The 17436-nt window shown below is 63.9% G+C and carries 18 protein-coding genes and 1 pseudogene; 13 read left to right on the plus strand and 6 right to left on the minus strand.

What is annotated here, in order from left to right; all coding sequences use genetic code 11:
- Positions 1 to 67 precede the first annotated feature (67 nt).
- Positions 68 to 976: a 50S ribosomal protein L3 N(5)-glutamine methyltransferase gene (prmB, locus tag ACPRTJ_RS17690; protein ID WP_054915841.1), complete on the plus strand. Its 909-nt coding sequence runs from the start codon at positions 68 to 70 to the stop codon at positions 974 to 976.
- A gap of 88 nt (positions 977 to 1064) precedes the next feature.
- On the opposite strand, the gene ACPRTJ_RS17695 is transcribed toward prmB, so the two are convergent.
- Both ACPRTJ_RS17695 and ACPRTJ_RS17700 read right to left on the minus strand, forming a co-directional pair.
- A complete protein-coding gene (locus ACPRTJ_RS17695) occupies positions 1065 to 1862 on the minus strand; it encodes a hypothetical protein (RefSeq protein WP_054915840.1) in 798 nt (265 codons plus the stop codon).
- Positions 1863 to 1968: 106 nt separating this feature from the next.
- Entirely contained in the window at positions 1969 to 2931 is a 963-nt protein-coding gene (locus tag ACPRTJ_RS17700; RefSeq protein WP_426427155.1) for an alpha/beta hydrolase, read from the minus strand.
- Positions 2932 to 3076: 145 nt separating this feature from the next.
- On the opposite strand from ACPRTJ_RS17700, the gene aroC reads away from it, so the two are divergent.
- The 3 genes and pseudogenes from aroC to ACPRTJ_RS17715 all read left to right on the plus strand — a co-directional run bounded on the left by aroC (position 3077) and on the right by ACPRTJ_RS17715 (position 5881).
- A complete protein-coding gene (aroC, locus tag ACPRTJ_RS17705) occupies positions 3077 to 4168 on the plus strand; it encodes a chorismate synthase (RefSeq protein ID WP_043862708.1) in 1092 nt (363 codons plus the stop codon).
- A gap of 38 nt (positions 4169 to 4206) precedes the next feature.
- A pseudogene (locus ACPRTJ_RS17710) lies at positions 4207 to 5349 on the plus strand (MFS transporter); the annotation flags it as partial.
- 4 nt (positions 5350 to 5353) lie between these two features.
- Positions 5354 to 5881, plus strand: a complete 528-nt coding sequence (locus ACPRTJ_RS17715; RefSeq protein ID WP_327781670.1) for an acireductone dioxygenase — start codon at positions 5354 to 5356, stop codon at positions 5879 to 5881.
- Between the two features lie 92 nt (positions 5882 to 5973).
- Here ACPRTJ_RS17715 and ACPRTJ_RS17720 read toward each other — a convergent pair whose 3' ends face one another.
- On the minus strand, positions 5974 to 6246 hold the full coding sequence (locus tag ACPRTJ_RS17720; protein WP_043862711.1) for a DUF3509 domain-containing protein: 273 nt from the start codon (positions 6244 to 6246) through the stop codon (positions 5974 to 5976).
- A gap of 273 nt (positions 6247 to 6519) precedes the next feature.
- Here ACPRTJ_RS17720 and ACPRTJ_RS17725 point away from each other — a divergent pair, with 273 nt between their 5' ends.
- Positions 6520 to 7044 carry an ankyrin repeat domain-containing protein gene (locus ACPRTJ_RS17725; protein ID WP_054915837.1) on the plus strand — a complete coding sequence of 175 codons (525 nt, stop codon included), beginning with the start codon at positions 6520 to 6522 and terminating at the stop codon, positions 7042 to 7044.
- 59 nt (positions 7045 to 7103) lie between these two features.
- Positions 7104 to 7634, plus strand: coding sequence for a hypothetical protein (locus ACPRTJ_RS17730; protein ID WP_043862713.1), 531 nt, complete (start codon positions 7104 to 7106; stop codon positions 7632 to 7634).
- Here ACPRTJ_RS17730 and ACPRTJ_RS17735 read toward each other — a convergent pair.
- Entirely contained in the window at positions 7631 to 8572 is a 942-nt protein-coding gene (locus tag ACPRTJ_RS17735) for a ZIP family metal transporter (protein ID WP_043862714.1), read from the minus strand. The two genes, ACPRTJ_RS17730 and ACPRTJ_RS17735, sit on opposite strands and share 4 nt — an antisense overlap.
- A gap of 129 nt (positions 8573 to 8701) precedes the next feature.
- Here ACPRTJ_RS17735 and ACPRTJ_RS17740 point away from each other — a divergent pair, with 129 nt between their 5' ends.
- On the plus strand, positions 8702 to 8893 hold the full coding sequence (locus tag ACPRTJ_RS17740; protein ID WP_043862715.1) for a PLDc N-terminal domain-containing protein: 192 nt from the start codon (positions 8702 to 8704) through the stop codon (positions 8891 to 8893).
- Positions 8894 to 8942: 49 nt separating this feature from the next.
- Here ACPRTJ_RS17740 and ACPRTJ_RS17745 read toward each other — a convergent pair whose 3' ends face one another.
- Positions 8943 to 9416, minus strand: coding sequence for a methylated-DNA--[protein]-cysteine S-methyltransferase (locus ACPRTJ_RS17745; RefSeq protein ID WP_054915836.1), 474 nt, complete (start codon positions 9414 to 9416; stop codon positions 8943 to 8945).
- A 186-nt stretch (positions 9417 to 9602) separates the two neighbouring features.
- Between ACPRTJ_RS17745 and ACPRTJ_RS17750 the strand changes: the two genes are divergently transcribed.
- The 5 genes from ACPRTJ_RS17750 (at position 9603) to ACPRTJ_RS17770 (ending at position 15298) form a co-directional block, all read left to right on the plus strand.
- Positions 9603 to 11690 carry an LTA synthase family protein gene (locus ACPRTJ_RS17750; protein ID WP_043862717.1) on the plus strand — a complete coding sequence of 696 codons (2088 nt, stop codon included), beginning with the start codon at positions 9603 to 9605 and terminating at the stop codon, positions 11688 to 11690.
- A gap of 263 nt (positions 11691 to 11953) precedes the next feature.
- Complete coding sequence (locus ACPRTJ_RS17755; RefSeq protein ID WP_426427156.1) at positions 11954 to 13129, plus strand: hypothetical protein; 1176 nt, start codon at positions 11954 to 11956, stop codon at positions 13127 to 13129.
- Positions 13126 to 14460: a T6SS immunity protein Tli4 family protein gene (locus ACPRTJ_RS17760; RefSeq protein WP_116055135.1), complete on the plus strand. Its 1335-nt coding sequence runs from the start codon at positions 13126 to 13128 to the stop codon at positions 14458 to 14460. The genes ACPRTJ_RS17755 and ACPRTJ_RS17760 overlap by 4 nt, the downstream gene beginning before the upstream one ends.
- 73 nt (positions 14461 to 14533) lie before the next feature.
- On the plus strand, positions 14534 to 14770 hold the full coding sequence (locus ACPRTJ_RS17765; protein WP_043862719.1) for a hypothetical protein: 237 nt from the start codon (positions 14534 to 14536) through the stop codon (positions 14768 to 14770).
- Between the two features lie 198 nt (positions 14771 to 14968).
- The gene (locus ACPRTJ_RS17770; RefSeq protein WP_043862720.1) at positions 14969 to 15298 is read left to right on the plus strand and encodes a ribonuclease E inhibitor RraB; all 330 of its coding nucleotides are present in this window, start codon (positions 14969 to 14971) and stop codon (positions 15296 to 15298) included.
- 42 nt (positions 15299 to 15340) lie between these two features.
- Here ACPRTJ_RS17770 and ACPRTJ_RS17775 read toward each other — a convergent pair whose 3' ends face one another.
- A complete protein-coding gene (locus ACPRTJ_RS17775) occupies positions 15341 to 16156 on the minus strand; it encodes a c-type cytochrome (protein ID WP_229590037.1) in 816 nt (271 codons plus the stop codon).
- A 548-nt stretch (positions 16157 to 16704) separates the two neighbouring features.
- Here ACPRTJ_RS17775 and ACPRTJ_RS17780 point away from each other — a divergent pair.
- Positions 16705 to 17433, plus strand: coding sequence for an amidotransferase (locus ACPRTJ_RS17780; protein ID WP_043862722.1), 729 nt, complete (start codon positions 16705 to 16707; stop codon positions 17431 to 17433).
- Positions 17434 to 17436 lie beyond the last annotated feature (3 nt).

Here is a 17436-nt window from a genome sequence, read left to right on the forward strand (position 1 = left end):
CGTATTGGCGGGCCCATTTGTGTTCCAGGCTGTTAGAATTGCCGGTCGTCTTTAAAGGAGTCTGCCCGTGATCACTTCCCGCCTGCGCACCCTGCGCGACCACATCCGTTGGGCTGTCAGCCGTTTTCATGAGCAGGGGCTGTTTTTCGGGCATGGCGCCGACAACGCCTGGGACGAGGCACGCCTGCTGGTGCTGGGTTCGGTGCATCTGCCATGGGAAGTGGCCGACGCCTATCTCGATTGCCGTCTTGAAGACGACGAGCTGGTCAAGCTGCAGCGCCTGCTCAAGCGACGTATCGAAGAACGCGTGCCGACCGCGTACCTGCTTGGCGAGGCGTGGTTCTGTGGCATGTCGTTCATCGTCGACGAGCGCGTGCTGATCCCGCGCTCTCCTATCGGCGAACTGATCGAAAAACGCTTCGAGCCATGGCTGGCTGCCGAACCCGCGCGCATTCTCGACCTGTGTACCGGCTCCGGCTGCATCGGCATCGTCAGCGCCGACGTGTTCCCCGAGGCCGAGGTGGTGCTGGCCGACCTGTCGTTCGAGGCGTTGGAAGTGGCCAACCAGAACATCGAGCGCCATGGTCTTGAAGAACGTGTGTTCACCGTGCAGGGCGATGGGTTCGAGGGGTTGCCGGGGCAGCGTTTCGACCTGATCCTGTCGAACCCGCCGTATGTCGATGCCGAGGATTTCGCCGACATGCCCCAGGAGTACCACCACGAGCCGGAGCTGGGCCTGGCCTGCGGCAATGACGGGCTGGACCTGGTACGGCGCATGCTGGCCGAGGCGGCGGATCACCTGACCGAGAAGGGCCTGCTGATCGTCGAGGTCGGCAACAGCCAGGTGCATGTCGAGCAGTTGTACCCGGAGGTGGATTTCGCCTGGCTGGAGTTCGAACGTGGCGGGCACGGGGTGTTCATGCTCACGGCCGAACAATGCCGGCAGCATCAGGCGCTGTTTGCTTCGCGGGTGTAAGGGATACAGGTTTCAAGCCTGTCGCGGGTCAAGCCCGCCCCAACAGGGCCGCATTGCCGTGTTGGGGCGGGCTTGACCCGCAACGCTTTCAGCGGTTGGTGGCAATCCAGATCAGCAGCCCGGCCTGGAATACCGCAAAGGCCACCAGGCAGGTGATGGTGAAGCGCAACCCGCTGTCTTCGCGGCGGTACTTGTTGACCCGCTCATCGCGCTCGCGCAATTGTGCTTCCTTCTCCTGCAGGTTCTGCTCGGCCTGCTGCAGCATGCCCGCAGCATCCAGGATGTCTACCTTCTGCACCTTGTCGGTGTTCCAGCCACCCTTGAGCTGACCTGCCTGGACTTCCACGCAGCGCCCCTTCAGGTGCTGCGCATCGGCGTACTCGACCTCCAGGCCATGGCTGCGCAGCACCTGGTCGCGGCGCAGGCGTGTGTCTTCGTTGAGTGCGTCCTTGTTGGCCAGGGCCATGCCCTCGACCCGGTAGTGCGACCACTTGCGCTGTACCCAGTGCACCGCCTGCGACAACAGGAAGCGCCCCAGGCCACGGCTGACCGGCTCGATCTGCAAGCCACTGTCGGGGCCGATCTTGATCTGGTGCAACTCATGGTCCACCCAGATATCCAGGCGATTCTGCTCCTTGCGCACCTTCTGCCCAGGCAGGCGCACTTCCATGCGCAGCAGGCTGTGGGTCTTGTTGTGCCGTTCGGCATAACCGTACTGCACGAAGCGCAGCGGCCGCGCGCCGGTGTTGCGGTCGGTGGGCTGCGGGGACAGGCGCAGCATCTGGAAATGCTCGGGCACAACGTCCGCCCAGGGCAGCGGGGCCGCTTCCGGGGCTGGCGATTCGTCGGTCGCGTCTGGGGCGTCCTGGGGGGTGGCTTCAGTCATCACGGCGGTCCTTTTGTGCACAGCAGGCGGGTCGCAAGGGCGACGCCTGCACCGGCTTATCGGCCGCTTTGCGCAAGACTGGAGACACAATTTGCGCCAATTCGCTTCATGCCGCCGGCAATCGACGAATGAACTCGACGATCCGCTCGCCCAGGGCACTGGCCAGGGGCAGCTCGGGGTTGTTGTAGCTGTCGCGCTGCTGGCTCATGGCACGCGGGCTGATGCGCAGCATGTGGTTCATGCCGTCGATCAGTGCCAGTTCGGCGTCCGGCTTGGCAGCGTGCAGTCTCTCGGCATCCTTGACCTCGACCTGGACGTCGTTGCGCCCCTGCACGATCAACGCCGGCAAGTGGAGGCGGGCGAAGGCGGCGGCCGGGTCCTGGCGAAACAGCGAGATCAGGTACGGCTGCACGCTGGGGCGAAACACGTCGCGCAGGTGCAGCGGTACCTGGGTGCTGGGCTGGCCGGCCTTGAGCTGCTCGATCAGGCGTACGGCCTGGGCTCGCTCGGTCGCCGGCAGGCGTTCACCCAGTTGCTCGCGCAGTACCTGATCGACCGGGCGCCCGCTGCCTGCCACTGAGATTACCGCGCTGGCGCCGGCCTGTTCGGCCGCGAGGCTGGCGATCAGTGCGCCCTCGCTGTGACCCAGCACGATCAGCGGGCCAAAGCGCGGGTCGGCCTTGAGCAGATGGCCCCAGGCAACGGCATCGGCCACATAGCGCTCGACGCTGAGGTTGCGTTCGTCGGGGGTTGCCGCGCGGCTGGCGGCCACCCCGCGCTTGTCGTAGCGCACGCTGGCAATGCGGTTGTTGGCCAGCAGCAGGGCCAGGCGCTTGAGGTTGTCGATACGTCCGCCGGCGGGATTGTTGCCGTCACGGTCGGTGGGGCCGGAGCCGGCGATGATCAGCACCACCGGTGGCGGCGTGTCGCTGCGCGGCAACAGCAGGCTGCCGTGCAGGGTGCCGTCGTCGGTCACCAGGCTGATCGGTCGTTGCAGTACCGTGGGGGTCGCGGCCTGGGCCAGGCCGGTAAACAGGAGGAACAACAGGGCGAACGTGCGCAGCATCATCAGGCCATTAGCGAGGAGGTGGCGTTTTGACTCGTCCGGCGGCATTAGGTTCGCGCCCGGAGGTGATCTAAGGGTATACCCTGCGTATACTGGTTGGCCTTGTTACCATCCAGTTAAAAATCAGGCTGAACGCGGAGCGCCCTGCATGTCCGGCAATACCTACGGCAAGCTGTTCACTGTCACCACCGCTGGCGAAAGCCATGGTCCGGCGCTGGTCGCCATTGTCGATGGCTGCCCTCCGGGCCTGGAGCTTTCGCTGGCCGATCTTCAGCACGACCTGGACCGGCGCAAGCCCGGTACCAGCCGGCACACCACCCAGCGCCAGGAGCCCGACGAGGTCGAGATTCTCTCTGGCGTGTTCGAGGGCCGTACCACCGGCTGCGCCATCGGCCTGCTGATTCGCAACACCGACCAGAAGTCCAAGGACTACTCGGCGATCAAGGACCTGTTCCGCCCGGCCCACGCTGACTACACCTATCACCACAAGTACGGCGAGCGCGACTACCGTGGCGGCGGCCGCAGCTCGGCCCGCGAAACCGCGATGCGCGTGGCTGCCGGTGCCATCGCGAAGAAGTACCTGGCCACCCAGGGCATCCGCATCCGCGGCTACATGAGCCAGCTGGGCCCTATCGAAATCCCGTTCAAGACCTGGGAGTCGGTGGAGCACAACGCCTTCTTCAGCCCCGACCCGGACAAGGTGCCGGAGCTGGAGGCCTACATGGACCAGCTGCGCCGTGACCAGGACTCGGTGGGTGCCAAGATCACCGTGGTCGCCGAAGGCGTGATGCCCGGCCTGGGCGAGCCGATCTTCGACCGCCTCGACGCCGAGCTGGCCCATGCGCTGATGAGCATCAACGCGGTCAAGGGCGTGGAGATCGGTGCCGGCTTCGACAGCGTGGCCCAGCGCGGCACCGAACACCGTGACGAACTCACCCCCGAAGGGTTCCTCAGCAACAATGCCGGCGGCATCCTGGGGGGCATCTCCTCGGGGCAGCCGATCATTGCGCACCTGGCACTCAAGCCGACCTCCAGCATCACCACCCCGGGCCGTTCCATCGATGTGGATGGCAACCCGGTCGAGGTCATCACCAAGGGCCGTCACGACCCCTGCGTCGGCATCCGTGCCACCCCTATCGCCGAGGCGATGATGGCCATCGTGCTGATGGATCACCTGCTGCGCCACCGCGGCCAGAACGCCGATGTGCGGGTAGCCACCCCGGTACTGGGCCAGCTGTAGTGCACCTGCCCGACGTCGACGCCACGGCCCGCTGAGCCGTGGCGCCGATTCCCTACTGGCGGCTGTCCAGCTTCTACCTGTTCTATTTCGCCTTGCTGGGTTCGACAGCGCCGTTTCTGGCGCTGTATTTCGATCACCTGGGGTTTTCCAGCGCGCGCATCGGCGAGTTGGTGGCCATCCCCATGCTGATGCGCTGCGTGGCACCGAACCTGTGGGGCTGGTTGGGCGATCGCAGCGGCCAGCGCCTGCTGATCGTGCGTCTGGGGGCCTTGTGCACCCTGGCCAGCTTCTCGTTGATCTTCGTGGCCAAGAGCTACGCCTGGCTGGCGCTGGTAATGGCCCTGCACGCGTTCTTCTGGCATGCGGTACTGCCGCAGTTCGAGGTCATCACCCTGGCCCACCTGCAAGGTCAGACTGCCCGCTACAGCCAGGTGCGGCTGTGGGGGTCGATCGGTTTCATCCTCACCGTGGTGGCCCTGGGGCGATTGTTCGAATGGTTGAGCCTGGACATCTACCCGGTGGCGCTGGTGGCGATCATGGCCGGCATCGTGCTGGCCAGCCTGTGGGTGCCCAATGCCCAGCCGCCAGGCCAGCACGAGCGCAGCGGTGGTGGCGGCTTTCTCAGGCAACTGGCCAGCCCTGGCGTGGCCGCGTTCTACGTGTGCGTGGCATTGATGCAGTTGAGTCACGGCCCGTATTACACCTTTCTCACCCTGCACCTGGAGCGCCTGGGCTATGCCCGCGGCACCATCGGCATGTTGTGGGCGCTGGGGGTGGTGGCCGAGGTGCTGATGTTCCTGGCCATGAGCTGGATCCTGGCGCGGTTCTCGTTGCGTCGGGTGCTGTTGGCGAGCCTCTTACTGGCGGCCTTGCGCTGGTGGCTGCTGGGGACCTTTGCCGAGCATCCGGGCGTGCTGCTGTTCGCCCAGTTGCTGCACGCCGCCACGTTCGGCAGTTTTCACGCGGCCGCCATCGCCTTCGTGCAGCGCAGCTTCGGCGCTCGCCAGCAGGGCCAGGGGCAGGCGCTGTATGCGGCCCTGGCCGGTACCGGCGGTGCGCTGGGTGCCCTGTATTCGGGCTACAGCTGGAACGCCCTGGGCGCAACCATCACCTTTAGTATTGCCAGCGTCGCGGCACTGGTCGCAGCCGTTATCATTGCGTTTCGAATGAAAGAGGAAAGGCCCCATGAGCAGCCTGAGCGTGTTTCACCAGTCCACCCCGGACATTCCCAACAAGGTGCTGACCCACCTTGAAGACATCGCCGCGACACTGGCCGAGCAGGGAATAAGGTTCGAGCGCTGGACGGCGCAGTCGCCTGTGCAGGCCGATGCTGGCCAGGCCGGTGTTCTGGCCGCCTACCAGGTGCAGATCGACCGGCTGCAACACGAAGGCGGTTACCGCGCCGTCGACGTGATCAGCGCCAGTGGCGATCCGATGAGCGAACTGCTGGACGAACATGTGTATTCGGATGACCTGGTGCGTTTCTTCGCAGCCGGGCGCAGCCTGGTCAGCGTGCGGGCAGGGGATTACGTGCATGCGGTGGTGTGCGAGAAGGGGGATCTGATCGTGGTGCCGGCGGGGTTGCGGGTATGGATAGATGGCGGGGACAACCCGCACTTCGTGGCGGTGCGACTGTTCAATCGGCCTGAAGGGGTAGTGGCGCAGTTCACGGGGGAGAAGCTGGCCGAGCGTTACGCGCGATTGGACGATTGATCACGCCGAGGCCACTGGCTTGCAAGCCAGCGCTCACAGGAACCAAGGTGATCCTGTTGGCACTGGCTTGCCAGCAAATGCCGCTACGCGATTCAGCGATAGGTCGGTAGTGCGAACCGCTGTTGGCTTTGCAGCATCGAGATCACCGGCAGCTCGCTGGCCTGCTCGGCCAGGTCGCGGCGGATCGCGCTGATCGCCCACGACAGTTGCTCGGCACTGTGCAGCTGGCCATACGAAATCGAGCGCTTGACCTGTTTGCCGTCGGCGGCGCGCAACGTCAGCAGTACACCGCCATCAGGGCGAGCCTGGGTGGTGACGTCGTAGGCGGAAAATACCGAGGCGAATTTTTGCTGGATGAGGTCCATATCAGCTCCTGACTGTTGTGTGGCAGACATGAAGTGATAGGTGCAGCGACCGTGCCAGTTTTCCTTGATTAAAAAAGGCTTATAAAACAATGACTTAAAGTTGGCGTACAGAATGAGTGCCGTGCATTCTGCATGGTCGTGCAATTTGCACAGTGCATTTTGCAGTGCCTTGCGGCCAATAGATTTGCTCTGTCGTCCTCATGGGATTTGCGAGGTTGACCCAAAGCCTTCCCTGGCAAAGACTTGGGCTCTACCGCAGCCAGGAGGTTCCCGATGACCGACCACCCAACCCCCACCCCGATGAACGACGATGAAGCCGCAGCCTTTGCCGAAGAAGTGTTCGATCGGGCGCGCAAGGGGGATGCCGACATGCTTGGCCGTCTGCTGGAGAAGGGCCTGCCGGTCAACCTTCGCAATGGCAACGGCGACACGCTGCTGATGCTTGCCAGCTACCACGGCCACCTTGAAGCGGTGAGGGTGCTGCTTGAGCACGGCGCAGACCCGCAGATTGCCAATGACAAGGGCCAGTTGCCGATTGCCGGTGCCGCTTTCAAGGGCAACCAGGCGATGATCGAGCTGCTGGTGGAGAAGGGCGCGCTGATCGATGGAGCGTCTGCCGATGGCCGTACCGCGCTGATGCTGGCCGCGATGTTCAACCGCACCTCCATCGTCACCTACCTGCTCGGCAAGGGCGCGAACCCCAATCACCGCGACGCGCAGGGCGCCACCGCACTGGTTGCCGCGCAAACCATGGGCGCACCCGACACCGTCGCCCAGTTGCAGGCGCTGGCCGGCTAACTGCCAGGGGGCTTTTGCGGCTATCCTTGGCGACTTTTTTCGCCTCGCAGGGCCCCCGCATGAAAAACCAACTGGTCGAACTCATCGGCAAAATCAGCTCCGGCTGCCTTCCGGACGCCGAAATCGAGCGCATCGCCGACGAAGCGGCGCAGGCCTATGCCGACCCGCAGGCGTTCCTGGCGGCCAACCCCGACATCAACTACGACGACACCTTTCCGATCCCGCTGGGGGAGTGGGTGGTGATCGGCAGCCTGCCCGATACCGTGCTGTTCCAGGCCGACACCTACAGTGACCTGTTCCAGCAGATCACCGACTCGTTCGGCAAGGACGTTGCCTTCAACATCAAGCCCAAGCAACTGGTCAAGGTCGAGCCGCTCACGGCACTCAACCGCATCCAGGTGCAGATGGGCAGCATGAACAAGGAAAACGGCGGCTACACCCTGGTCAACATCAGCCAGTTGCTGGACGACGAATTGCAGATGGTGCTGGTGTACGGCAACGACGTGCCGCGGGTGCTGGAGCTGTGCGCCGAGGTCGGCATCGCCGCGGCGCCTGCCCTGGAGGCGCTGCGGGTCGCGGTACACGTCTAGCCCAGCGCGGTATCCAGGAACATCATCACCGCGAAGCCGCCCATCAGGCCCAGGGTGGCCGAGGTCTGGTGGCCATTGCGGTGGGTTTCGGGGATCACCTCGTGGGATACCACGAAAATCATCGCCCCGGCCGCCAGGCCCATGCTCACCGGGTAGGCGATGGCGAAACCGGTGGAAATGCCCAGGCCGATCACTGCCCCGATCGGCTCCATCAGCCCCGAGCCGACCGCCACCAGCGCAGCCTTGAGGTTGGACAGGCCGGTGGCGCGCAACGCCAGTGCCACGGCCAGGCCTTCGGGAATGTCCTGGATGGCGATGGCGGTGGTCAGCGGCAGGCCCACGTTGAGGTCGCCGTTGGCAAAGCCCACGCCGATGGCCATGCCCTCGGGCAGGTTGTGCAGGGTGATCGCCAGCACGAACAGCCACACCCGGTTGATGCGTTCCGACTGTGGGCCGCAGGGGCCGGTGCTTTCGTGCTCATGGGGCGTGAAGCGGTCCAGGCCCAGCATCAGCAGCACCCCCAGGCCCATGCCGACCACCACGGTCAAGGCCGCGAAAGGCCCGTTGCCGGTGATTTCACGCGCAGCCTCCAGGCCCGGCAGAATCAGCGAAAACGAACTGGCGGCGAGCATCATGCCGGCGGCGAAGCCGAGCATCACATCCTGCGAGCGGGCGCTGACGTCGCGCAGCACCACCGCCAGTACCGCGCCCAGCGCCGTGGCGCCAAACCCTGCCAGGCCGCCGAGCAGGGCCATGTGCAGGTTGTCCTTGTTGTCGCCGTGCACCGCGTTCCAGGCACTGGCAACCAGCAGGCCGAGCACGGCGAGCAGGCTCAGGGCCAGGCCGGCACTGAGCCATGGGGTGGCCTGAACCTGGTGCAGCCAGGCGCTGCGCAGGGAGGTCGGGTTGGCGTTGGCGGAGCTTTGGGCGGGTGGCATGGAGGCCTCTGTGGTACGGAGTCGATCAATCGAGTGTAATCACTGGGCGGCGTGCGCGACGAGCGGTTCGCCGCTATGGGGCCGATAGCCAGCTACGCTGAAGGCAGGTTCAATCATGGGAGTATCACCATGGGGTCGACGTTCAATGGGTTGGTGGGGCTGGTCATTCTGGCGCTGGATATCTGGGCGATCATCAACGTGATCAAGAGCGGCGCCAGTGGCGGGGCCAAGGTGCTGTGGATCCTGCTGATCCTGCTGCTGCCGGTGCTGGGCCTTATCATCTGGGCGATTGCCGGGCCACGGGGCAACGTAAGGCTGTAGCGCCAGTCCAGGCTCTTGTGGGCGTGGGCCTGCCCGGCGATGCGGCGGCTCAGATCAACCAGGCGCCCTCAAGCTGCAACAACTGCTGCTTGCGCTCCAGGCCACCTGAAAACCCGGTCAGGCTGCCGTCGCTGCCAATCACCCGGTGGCACGGCACGATCACCGCCACCGGGTTGGCGCCGTTGGCCGTGCCTACCGCGCGTATCGCCTTCGGCCGCCCGACGCGCTGCGCCAGTTGTGCATAGCTGGTGGTGGTGCCATACGGAATCTGCTGCAGCGCCCACCACACCGCACGTTGGAATTCGGTACCCCGTGGTGCCAGGGGTAGCTCGAAACGCTGGCGCCGGCCTTCGAAATACTCATCGAGCTGTCGCGCTACCGTATCCAGCTGCGCGCCCGCCGGCTGCCAGCTTTCGGCCAGTTGCCAGGGGTGGGCGCTGTCCATGTGCAGCAGGTGCAGACCTTGTTCATCACCGGCCAGCAGCAACTGGCCGATAGGGCTGGGGTGGTAGCGAAAGTACATGGTGAGTGGCTCCGGGCATGTCTGGCCCACACGATACCCGAACACTGAGCTATTGTTCGAGGCGCGGTTTTCAACATAATTTTCACATTCGATTGCTGACAATCCGCGCGCGAATTTCCGTTCGTCCAAGGGCCACGCAATGTCCCGGCCCTCATAAAAATCTGAACCCTAGGGATCTTCCTGTCCATGGCTAACACGGATGCCTTGAGTCATCAGCGAGCCGCTTCGCGCCCGTTGCTGCAACCAACGCTCAAATCACACCTCGCCTATACCTTGCTGTGCGGCCTGGTGATCATGCTGATGCTGAGCCTCGTGCGCCTGGCGCTGCTGCTCTACAACAGCGACATGATCGGTGACACCCCGCTCTCGACCGTCGCCGAAGGCTTCCTCAACGGCCTGCGCTTCGACCTGCGCGTGGTGGTGTACCTGAGCATTCCGCTGCTGCTGGCGATCCTCAGCGCTCGCGCCATGGCCGCCCGTGGCCTGTTTCGCGTATGGCTGACCCTGGCTTCCAGCGTGGTGATGTTCCTCGGCCTGATGGAGATGGACTTCTACCGCGAGTTTCACCAGCGCCTCAACGGCCTGGTGTTCCAGTATGTGAAGGAAGACCCCAAGACCGTTCTGAGCATGCTCTGGTACGGCTTTCCGGTGGTGCGCTACCTGCTGGCCTGGGCCTTTGGCACCTGGGTGCTGAGCCTGCTGTTCAAGGGCATCGACCGTCTTACCCGCCCGCGCGGCGAGTACTCCAGCAACGTCGCCGGCCTGCGCAGCGTGGCGCCCTGGTACCTGCGTGGCGCGGTATTCGTGGTGATCCTGCTGGTGGCCGTGATCGCCGCCCGTGGCACCTTGCGCCAGGGCCCGCCGATGCGTTGGGGTGACGCGTTCACTACCGACTCCAATTTCGTCAACCAGCTGGGCCTTAACGGCACCCTGACCCTGATCGACGCCGCCCACAGCCGTTTTGGCGAAGACCGCGGCAACATCTGGAAGGCCACCCTCGACCAGAGCCAGGCCCAGCAGACCGTGCGCGACATGATCCTGACCGAGCACGACCAGCTGGTGGATGCCGACAGCGCGGCGATCCGCCGTGACTTCACCCCGCCTGCGGCCAACAGCCTGCCGATCAAGAACGTCGTGGTAATCCTGATGGAGAGCTTCGCCGGCCACTCGGTGGGCGCGCTGGGCAGTACCACCAACATCACCCCGTACTTCGACAAGCTGGCCAAGGAAGGTCTGCTGTTCGACCGTTTCTTCTCCAACGGCACCCATACCCACCAGGGCATGTTCGCCACCATGGCCTGCTTCCCGAACCTGCCAGGCTTCGAATACCTGATGCAGACGCCGGAAGGCGGCCACAAGCTGTCCGGCCTGCCGGCGCTGCTCAGCGCCCGCGACTATGACGACGTGTACGTTTACAACGGCGACTTTGCCTGGGACAACCAGTCCGGGTTCTTCGGCAACCAGGGCATGACCACCTTCATCGGCCGCAATGACTTCGTCAACCCGGTGTTCTCCGACCCGACGTGGGGGGTGTCCGACCAGGACATGTTCGACCGCGGCGCACAGGAGCTTGCGCACAACTATGGCAAGAAGCCGTTCTATGCCCTGCTGCAGACCCTGTCCAACCACACTCCGTATGCGTTGCCCAAGGACCTGCCGGTGCAGCCGGTGACCGACCAGGGCCGCCTGAACGAGCACCTGACCGCCATGCGCTACTCGGACTGGGCGCTGGGCCAGTTCTTCGAGAAGGCGCGCAAGGAGCCGTACTTCAAGGAAACCCTGTTCGTGATCGTCGGCGACCACGGCTTCGGCAATGCCCAGCAGGTCACCGAACTGGACCTGGGCCGCTTCAACGTGCCGCTGCTGCTGATTGCGCCGGGCATCCAGGAAAAGTTCGGTGCGGTCAGCCACACCGTGGGCACCCAGGTCGACATCGTGCCGACCATCATGGGCCGACTGGGGGGCGAAACCCGTCATCAGTGCTGGGGGCGTGACCTGCTCAACCTGCCGGCCGGCGATGAAGGCATCGGCATGATTAAGCCATCGGGCAGTGAGCAGATCGTCGGCCTGGTGCAGGGCGATCGCATTCTGATCCAGTCCAAGGACATGTCGCCGCGCATGTACCGTTACCAGCTTGGGGCCAACTTCAAGGCCGAGGTGATCGAAAGCCCGGACCAGGCACAATTGAGCCGCAAGCTGGAGTCCTACATCCAGACCGCGACCAAGAGCCTGCTGGACAACACTGCCGGCGTGACCCACAGCACGCCGCAATGACGCACGGGCTGTTGCACTGACCAGGACCCCGGCTTGCCGGGGTCTTGGCTTTTCGGGCTGTGGGTGCTCAAATCACGCGCCTCAGCAAGAGGGGCCGACAGCGGTCCCGCAAAAAGGATGTTTGCGTGCGTGTGTTCGTGTTGCTGGTTTGCCTGTGCCATTCGATCCAGGCGGTGGCTGATGCCGTATCGCCTGCGCCCGAGATGGCTCAGGAATGTGTAGGGCGCTCGCACCTTGTGGTACCGGCCAGCCTGGAGTGGCAAATGAGCGGTCTTCGCCTGGGCGAGCCGTTCGCCCGCTTCATGCCTGGTGGCGATACGTGGCAGGCCGACTACGGCGCGCCGGAGTTCTCCGGGGAATCGCACCTGGTCACCATCGATGTGAGCCCGCTCACTACCCGTGAGCTGTACGACCGCCTCAAGGATCGTCTGGTCCTGAGCCGGGCCAATGCGCAGGGCGAGTACATCATGGCCGAGCAGACACGTATCGGGAACCTGATGACCCCGTACCTAAAGGCCCAGAAGCCGAGCGAGTACCACGCCTTGAACGAACGGTACAAGGCACTAGCGCGCACCTTCGAGCGCATCGACAAGATCCCCGGTGAACGGGCGTCGCTCGAGGCGATGATCGCCGACTTCGCGGGCAAGGGCTGGCCAGTGGACACGCTGCAGGCGCGGCTTGAGCGGCTCAACCGTGAAGACGCGGTGTACCCCGTCTCCGATCGCTTCAAGTGGCAAGTCCTGCCGGACTTTGCCCTGGAGGATGGCTATGCGGTGTACAACGAGCATGGGTTGACCGTGGTGCTGTGGCGCCAGTCGCGCGTCTACAAGCTCAACTTCGGTTACATCGAACGTGGAGTGAGCAACGAGCAGGTGCTGCAGCGGCTGGACCCGCATGTGCGCCGTGTGCTCGCCGCCTTGCGTCCACGCGCCGCCTTCGAAGTGCCTCGGCAACCGGGTATATGCCTGCCGTTCGGCTTTCTGGCCGATGACGGCACAGCCCCCTATGTGGTGCGCGCCGCGTGGTTCGGGCGGCACCAGGAGGCGGTCCGCTACGACATTCAGGTGGCCAGCCAGTCGCTGCGCGAGCAGTTCGAGGCCCGGCGGGCCGCCGACCTGTCGCTCGATCGCGCTGATTTCCCCGTACTTGAGCAACTGCCGGAACGCCAGTTCCGGCTGGGGCAGATGACCATCCTGCAAACCACCACGCTGACCAAGTGGTACCTCGAACACGAAACGGATCGCCGCGAAACATTCCAGCTGCGCGCAGCGCACCTGGGCGCCTCGCCCGTTCCTTCGATGATCCTGCAGGTGGACCAGTTGCACAGCCGCGACGGCCTGAGCCTGAAGCTGTTGGAGACAGAAGCCGTCGAGATACTGGGGCAGGTACAGGCCCTGCCGAACGCACCGCAAGTGGCACAGAAAAGGAAACGTACATGAAGTCGTTACACATGAGCTGGATGTGGCTGGCGTTGCTGGCAGCGCCCCTGTCGGCGCTGGGTGAGCCGGATTACCAGACGCCGCCGGGTTGGCGTACCGAGTGCATGGGACGGGTGCAGTTCGATGTGCCCAAGGAGATTGCCTGGCACCTTGCCGGGGGCTACTGGCAAAAGCCGGACTTCGACCCCGTGCGCCCAACCATCGCCCCGGGTGGCCAGCAGATCATGTATGGCGAGGGCGTGACACCCGAGCAGGCCTACCTGGTGAAGATCGAAGTCAGCCCCGTGACGGATCGCAATGTCTTCGATCGCCTGCAGCTTATCCACGGGCCTAATCGCGGTTCGGCGCAAACACGCGTGGTACGTGCGCAGATCGACGCGCTGCAAGCCCAGATCGATGCAAAAAAGGCTGACGACGAAGACTATTCCGCGTTGCTTGAACAGCATCGCGCCCTGGACGACACCATTACGCGAATCAACTGGGTGAGCACCGAGTTGTTCGTACTCAACGACATGATCCGCGAGTTCTCGGCCACGGGGCGCCCCACCGTCAAACTGGAGGCTGAACGCGCAGCTTATCTCGAGGAACAGGCCAAGTGGCCGACCGACGCATTGTTCGAGCAAGAGCGCTTTCTGGACCTGGGGATAGCAGATACGTTCGCTGACTGGGTGCCGGGTGAGATGACGGCCCATCTCTGGCGTAACCAGCGCATCTATCGCTTTGTATTTCATGCAGGGTCGGACGCTGCCGGCGTACCGGTCTCACTGGAACGTGTCGAGCCCAGGGCACGTGCCTTGCTGGCGGCCTTTCGAACCCGCGAGCAATACGAAATCCCGCAGCAGCGCGGCTTTTGCCTGCCGTTCGGGTTCATTGCCGACGATGGCGCCCCGCATCATTCGATAACGCTGGGCTTCAACCCCGTGGGCAACCCGAACCTGCTGCACCGCCTGAGCATGGGGCGCGAGATCAGGAAAGACGCCGATTTCATGCCGAAGCTGTTGGAGCAGGTGATCTCCAGGCGGTTTCCAACGCTCGTCCAGACCGACATCTTCGGCCCGCTGCGCGTGCTTGTCGGCGCCCTCGACGGCAACCTTCGCGGTGCGCGCTACAAGGCCTATGATGCGTACCACAAGCCGGTGGATTACGAAACGTTCACGCTCGACGGCGACGCTCCGCCCACTGGATACCAGCCTGGCGTGGGGCTGACAGTGCTCGATGATCATTCCCAGCCGCAGCTTGCGTTCGAGCGCACCCGCGTCGATATGCTGCAGACCCTGAAAAGCATCCGGGCGCTGCCGGGCGGCCATCGTTTTGCGCCGCAGGCCGACTGAACAACCGCCCAGGCGCGGGGTCAACGGAAGGTAAGGCTGATTCACCCTGAGTCGCGTTACTGAGGAGAATCCAATGAAAGCGTGGGTAATTACCTTTGTTGACCAGAAAGGCGAAAGGACCTCGCTGTCGTTTGACGCCGAGCAGCAGCCCAGTATCGAAGAGGCGGCTCGGGTGATTCGCGCCCACCTCTATCCTGTCGTGGACAAGGCGGACCTCAATGATTTCGAGGGCCGCGTGTCGATGCCCACTGCCGAATGGCTGAAGCAGGACAGCGGCGTGGAGATCAAGGAAATCAAAGAACAGCCCTGAGCGCTCGCGCTACTGGCATACCCTTATGATTGGCGCTAGTCTGCAGCCAGGGTCACGGGTTATTTACCCAGCCGGCCCTTTTCCCTTAAACCATCGCTGCATCCGCTACATCCGCTCGAGTTGCCCACCCACGTTTGGCAGGGTGGGTCAGTGCGTAATGCACTGAAAGTCTATCCATCGCGACGAGGAGGACGATTCATGAGCAGCCCGTATGAGGACATCAGCAGCACGGTTCTACGCCGCATGAAAGAAGGCGGTTTCGATTTTGCCCAGATCCATCCCATCGAGTTCTATGCGGTGTTCCCGGACGAGGAGCGGGCGCGCAGGGCCGCAGGCAAGTTTCGTGGTGAATCGATCAACACCCAGGTACGCGAAAGCGACGAGGGGTGGCAGCTGGAGTTGAGCAAACTGATGTTCGCCACCTATGGCGGCATCGGCGAGTTCGAGCATGACTTCGAGCTGGCAGTTTCCCCTTTGGGCGGCCAGATACAGGGCTGGGGCGTCAAGCAGGAGCGACTGCTCGCCTGAACCTGTGTATCCGCGGGGCGGCCATGCCGCCCCCATCCATTTTCAGGGTACTTCCACCCCGGACCGCTTGCGGCTGGCCATGTGCGCCAGGTACCCCAGCAACTGGTCCAGTTCTGCGTCGCTGATCACCGTTTCGGCAAAGCCGGGCATACGCGCCTGTGGCCACTGGCGCAGGCTTTGCGGGTTGCGGATGTAACGGCGCAAGAACGTCGGCTGGAAGTACTCGGTGGGGTTGAAGGGCAGGTTCAGGTCGGGCCCGAACTGCGCATCGCCGGCACCGTTGAGTCGGTGGCAGGCCAGGCAGTTTTTCTGAAACACGGCAAAGCCCAGGTTGACCGGGTCGTCCTCACGCAGTTGCGGGTCTGGCAGCAGTGCCGGGAAGCGCGATGCCACAGGGGCCAGGCGGCGAATGGTGGCAAGCTGGAAGGGCCATTGTTCGGGGCTGATCCGGCCTGCCTGCGGTTGGGTCCACACCAGGTAGAAGGGCCCGGCGCTGCCTTTGCCCTTGCTCAGGGCTGGCCATGGGTGGGCGGGGTCCTCGATGGCCAGCCAGGCGCGTGCCGGGCCGTTGCCGAGCAACGGGGCAGCGGGCAGTTCGGCGGCAAAGCCATCCAGCGCCACGGCCTGCAGATGATCGCCGGGGGCTACGCCCTCCAGCAGCGCCACCATGGGCACGGCGCGGTAGTGCATGGTCTTCTTGTAGGAAACGTCACCGTCGATGCGGATATCCTGCGCCTGCGGGTGAGCCAGCAGTTGAGCGGTGCTCCACTGGCGCTCGGCGCCGCCCAGGTTCAGGGTCAGCTGTGCGGCGTGCAGGGGCAGGCTCAACAGCAGGATCAGGGCAAGGCAATGACGCATCGGGTGCTCTCCAACCATTCAGGCCGGCAGGATACACCAGCGTTGCGATGATGCCTGGTTACAGAACGGGTGGGCTTCAGCCGAACAGTCGTGTGAGGTTGGGCACGATCAGCAGCAGCGTCGTGGCGAAGAGGATGAGGCCGGCTTGACGTACTTTGGAGTGCTTGAACATGGCGGTCTGCCTTTTTGTTGTTATTCCTGAATGCCGTGTGGCGTCCTTGGCCAGGGTCCGTGATAACCCGCGAGCGCTGTCGAAATGTCCGCGTTGCCCCCGCATCGGACCTGCTTTGCTTCGATATACAACTAACCTTAGGGTCAACGTCACCCGTGTTTTAGAACGCTTTCGTATTAAATGGTGGGTTCTAAGGCACTACGGCTATGAGGCCAAGGGCCATCCGGCGACCATCCCTTCAGCTAGACACGTGCGTGCGCTCCGGGGTATGGCCTGCGCAGTGTGACCGTTCGTCCGAGTGAACACTTGCCTCCGAGCGCCATTCGCGGCAGGCTCTAGCGACACTTTGTGCCTCATGTCGTTCGGGACTAAATCTATGTCGTTACGCATCTGCATCCTGGAAACCGATGTCCTGCGACCCGAGCTGGTCGATCAGTATCAGGGCTACGGACGGATGTTCGAGCACCTGTTCACCCATCAGCCGATTGCCGCCGAATTTCGCGTGTACAACGTGATGAACGGTGAATACCCCGACGACGACGAGGTGTTCGACGCCTACCTGGTGACCGGCAGCAAGGCCGACTCGTTTGGCGACGACCCGTGGATCGCCAGGCTCAAGACCTTTCTGCTGGACCGCTACAAGCGCGGCGACAAGCTGCTGGGCGTATGCTTCGGCCACCAGTTGCTGGCCCTGTTGCTGGGCGGGCGCAGCGAGCGCGCGCACCAGGGCTGGGGGGTGGGAACCCACCGCTACGTGATGGCGGCCAAGGCGCCGTGGATGAGCCCGCAGGTGGAGGAACTGACCCTGCTGATCAGCCACCAGGACCAGGTTACCCAGTTGCCCGAAAACGCCACGGTGATCGCCTCCAGCGACTTCTGCCCCTATGCCGCCTATCACATTGGCGACCAGGTGCTGTGCTTCCAGGGCCACCCCGAGTTCATCCACGACTATTCCCGTGCCTTGCTCGAGCTGCGCCAGCAGCACCTGGGCCCGGAGGTCTACAGCAAGGGCGTGGCCAGCCTCGACCAGCAACACCAGGGCACCACGGTGGCCGAGTGGATGATGCGCTTTGTCGCGCACAAGCCACAGGGCAGCGCCGCCTGAGGC

The organism is Pseudomonas palmensis, assembly GCF_049942755.1.
GTDB classification, from domain to species: domain Bacteria; phylum Pseudomonadota; class Gammaproteobacteria; order Pseudomonadales; family Pseudomonadaceae; genus Aquipseudomonas; species Aquipseudomonas palmensis.

Bases quoted from the DNA above. Each gene is read 5' to 3' on its own strand.
- aroC (WP_043862708.1), top strand. From the start codon at position 3,077: ATGTCCGGCAATACCTACGGCAAGCTGTTCACTGTCACCACCGCTGGC.
- ACPRTJ_RS17755 (WP_426427156.1), top strand. From the start codon at position 11,954: ATGAGCGGTCTTCGCCTGGGCGAGCCGTTCGCCCGCTTCATGCCTGGT.
- ACPRTJ_RS17725 (WP_054915837.1), top strand. From the start codon at position 6,520: ATGACCGACCACCCAACCCCCACCCCGATGAACGACGATGAAGCCGCA.
- ACPRTJ_RS17780 (WP_043862722.1), top strand. From the start codon at position 16,705: ATGTCGTTACGCATCTGCATCCTGGAAACCGATGTCCTGCGACCCGAG.
- ACPRTJ_RS17745 (WP_054915836.1), bottom strand. From the start codon at position 9,416: ATGTACTTTCGCTACCACCCCAGCCCTATCGGCCAGTTGCTGCTGGCC.
- ACPRTJ_RS17720 (WP_043862711.1), bottom strand. From the start codon at position 6,246: ATGGACCTCATCCAGCAAAAATTCGCCTCGGTATTTTCCGCCTACGAC.
- ACPRTJ_RS17730 (WP_043862713.1), top strand. From the start codon at position 7,104: ATGAAAAACCAACTGGTCGAACTCATCGGCAAAATCAGCTCCGGCTGC.
- ACPRTJ_RS17700 (WP_426427155.1), bottom strand. From the start codon at position 2,931: ATGATGCTGCGCACGTTCGCCCTGTTGTTCCTCCTGTTTACCGGCCTG.
- ACPRTJ_RS17750 (WP_043862717.1), top strand. From the start codon at position 9,603: ATGGCTAACACGGATGCCTTGAGTCATCAGCGAGCCGCTTCGCGCCCG.
- ACPRTJ_RS17735 (WP_043862714.1), bottom strand. From the start codon at position 8,572: ATGCCACCCGCCCAAAGCTCCGCCAACGCCAACCCGACCTCCCTGCGC.
- ACPRTJ_RS17715 (WP_327781670.1), top strand. From the start codon at position 5,354: ATGAGCAGCCTGAGCGTGTTTCACCAGTCCACCCCGGACATTCCCAAC.
- ACPRTJ_RS17765 (WP_043862719.1), top strand. From the start codon at position 14,534: ATGAAAGCGTGGGTAATTACCTTTGTTGACCAGAAAGGCGAAAGGACC.
- ACPRTJ_RS17770 (WP_043862720.1), top strand. From the start codon at position 14,969: ATGAGCAGCCCGTATGAGGACATCAGCAGCACGGTTCTACGCCGCATG.
- ACPRTJ_RS17775 (WP_229590037.1), bottom strand. From the start codon at position 16,156: ATGCGTCATTGCCTTGCCCTGATCCTGCTGTTGAGCCTGCCCCTGCAC.
- ACPRTJ_RS17740 (WP_043862715.1), top strand. From the start codon at position 8,702: ATGGGGTCGACGTTCAATGGGTTGGTGGGGCTGGTCATTCTGGCGCTG.
- ACPRTJ_RS17760 (WP_116055135.1), top strand. From the start codon at position 13,126: ATGAAGTCGTTACACATGAGCTGGATGTGGCTGGCGTTGCTGGCAGCG.
- ACPRTJ_RS17695 (WP_054915840.1), bottom strand. From the start codon at position 1,862: ATGACTGAAGCCACCCCCCAGGACGCCCCAGACGCGACCGACGAATCG.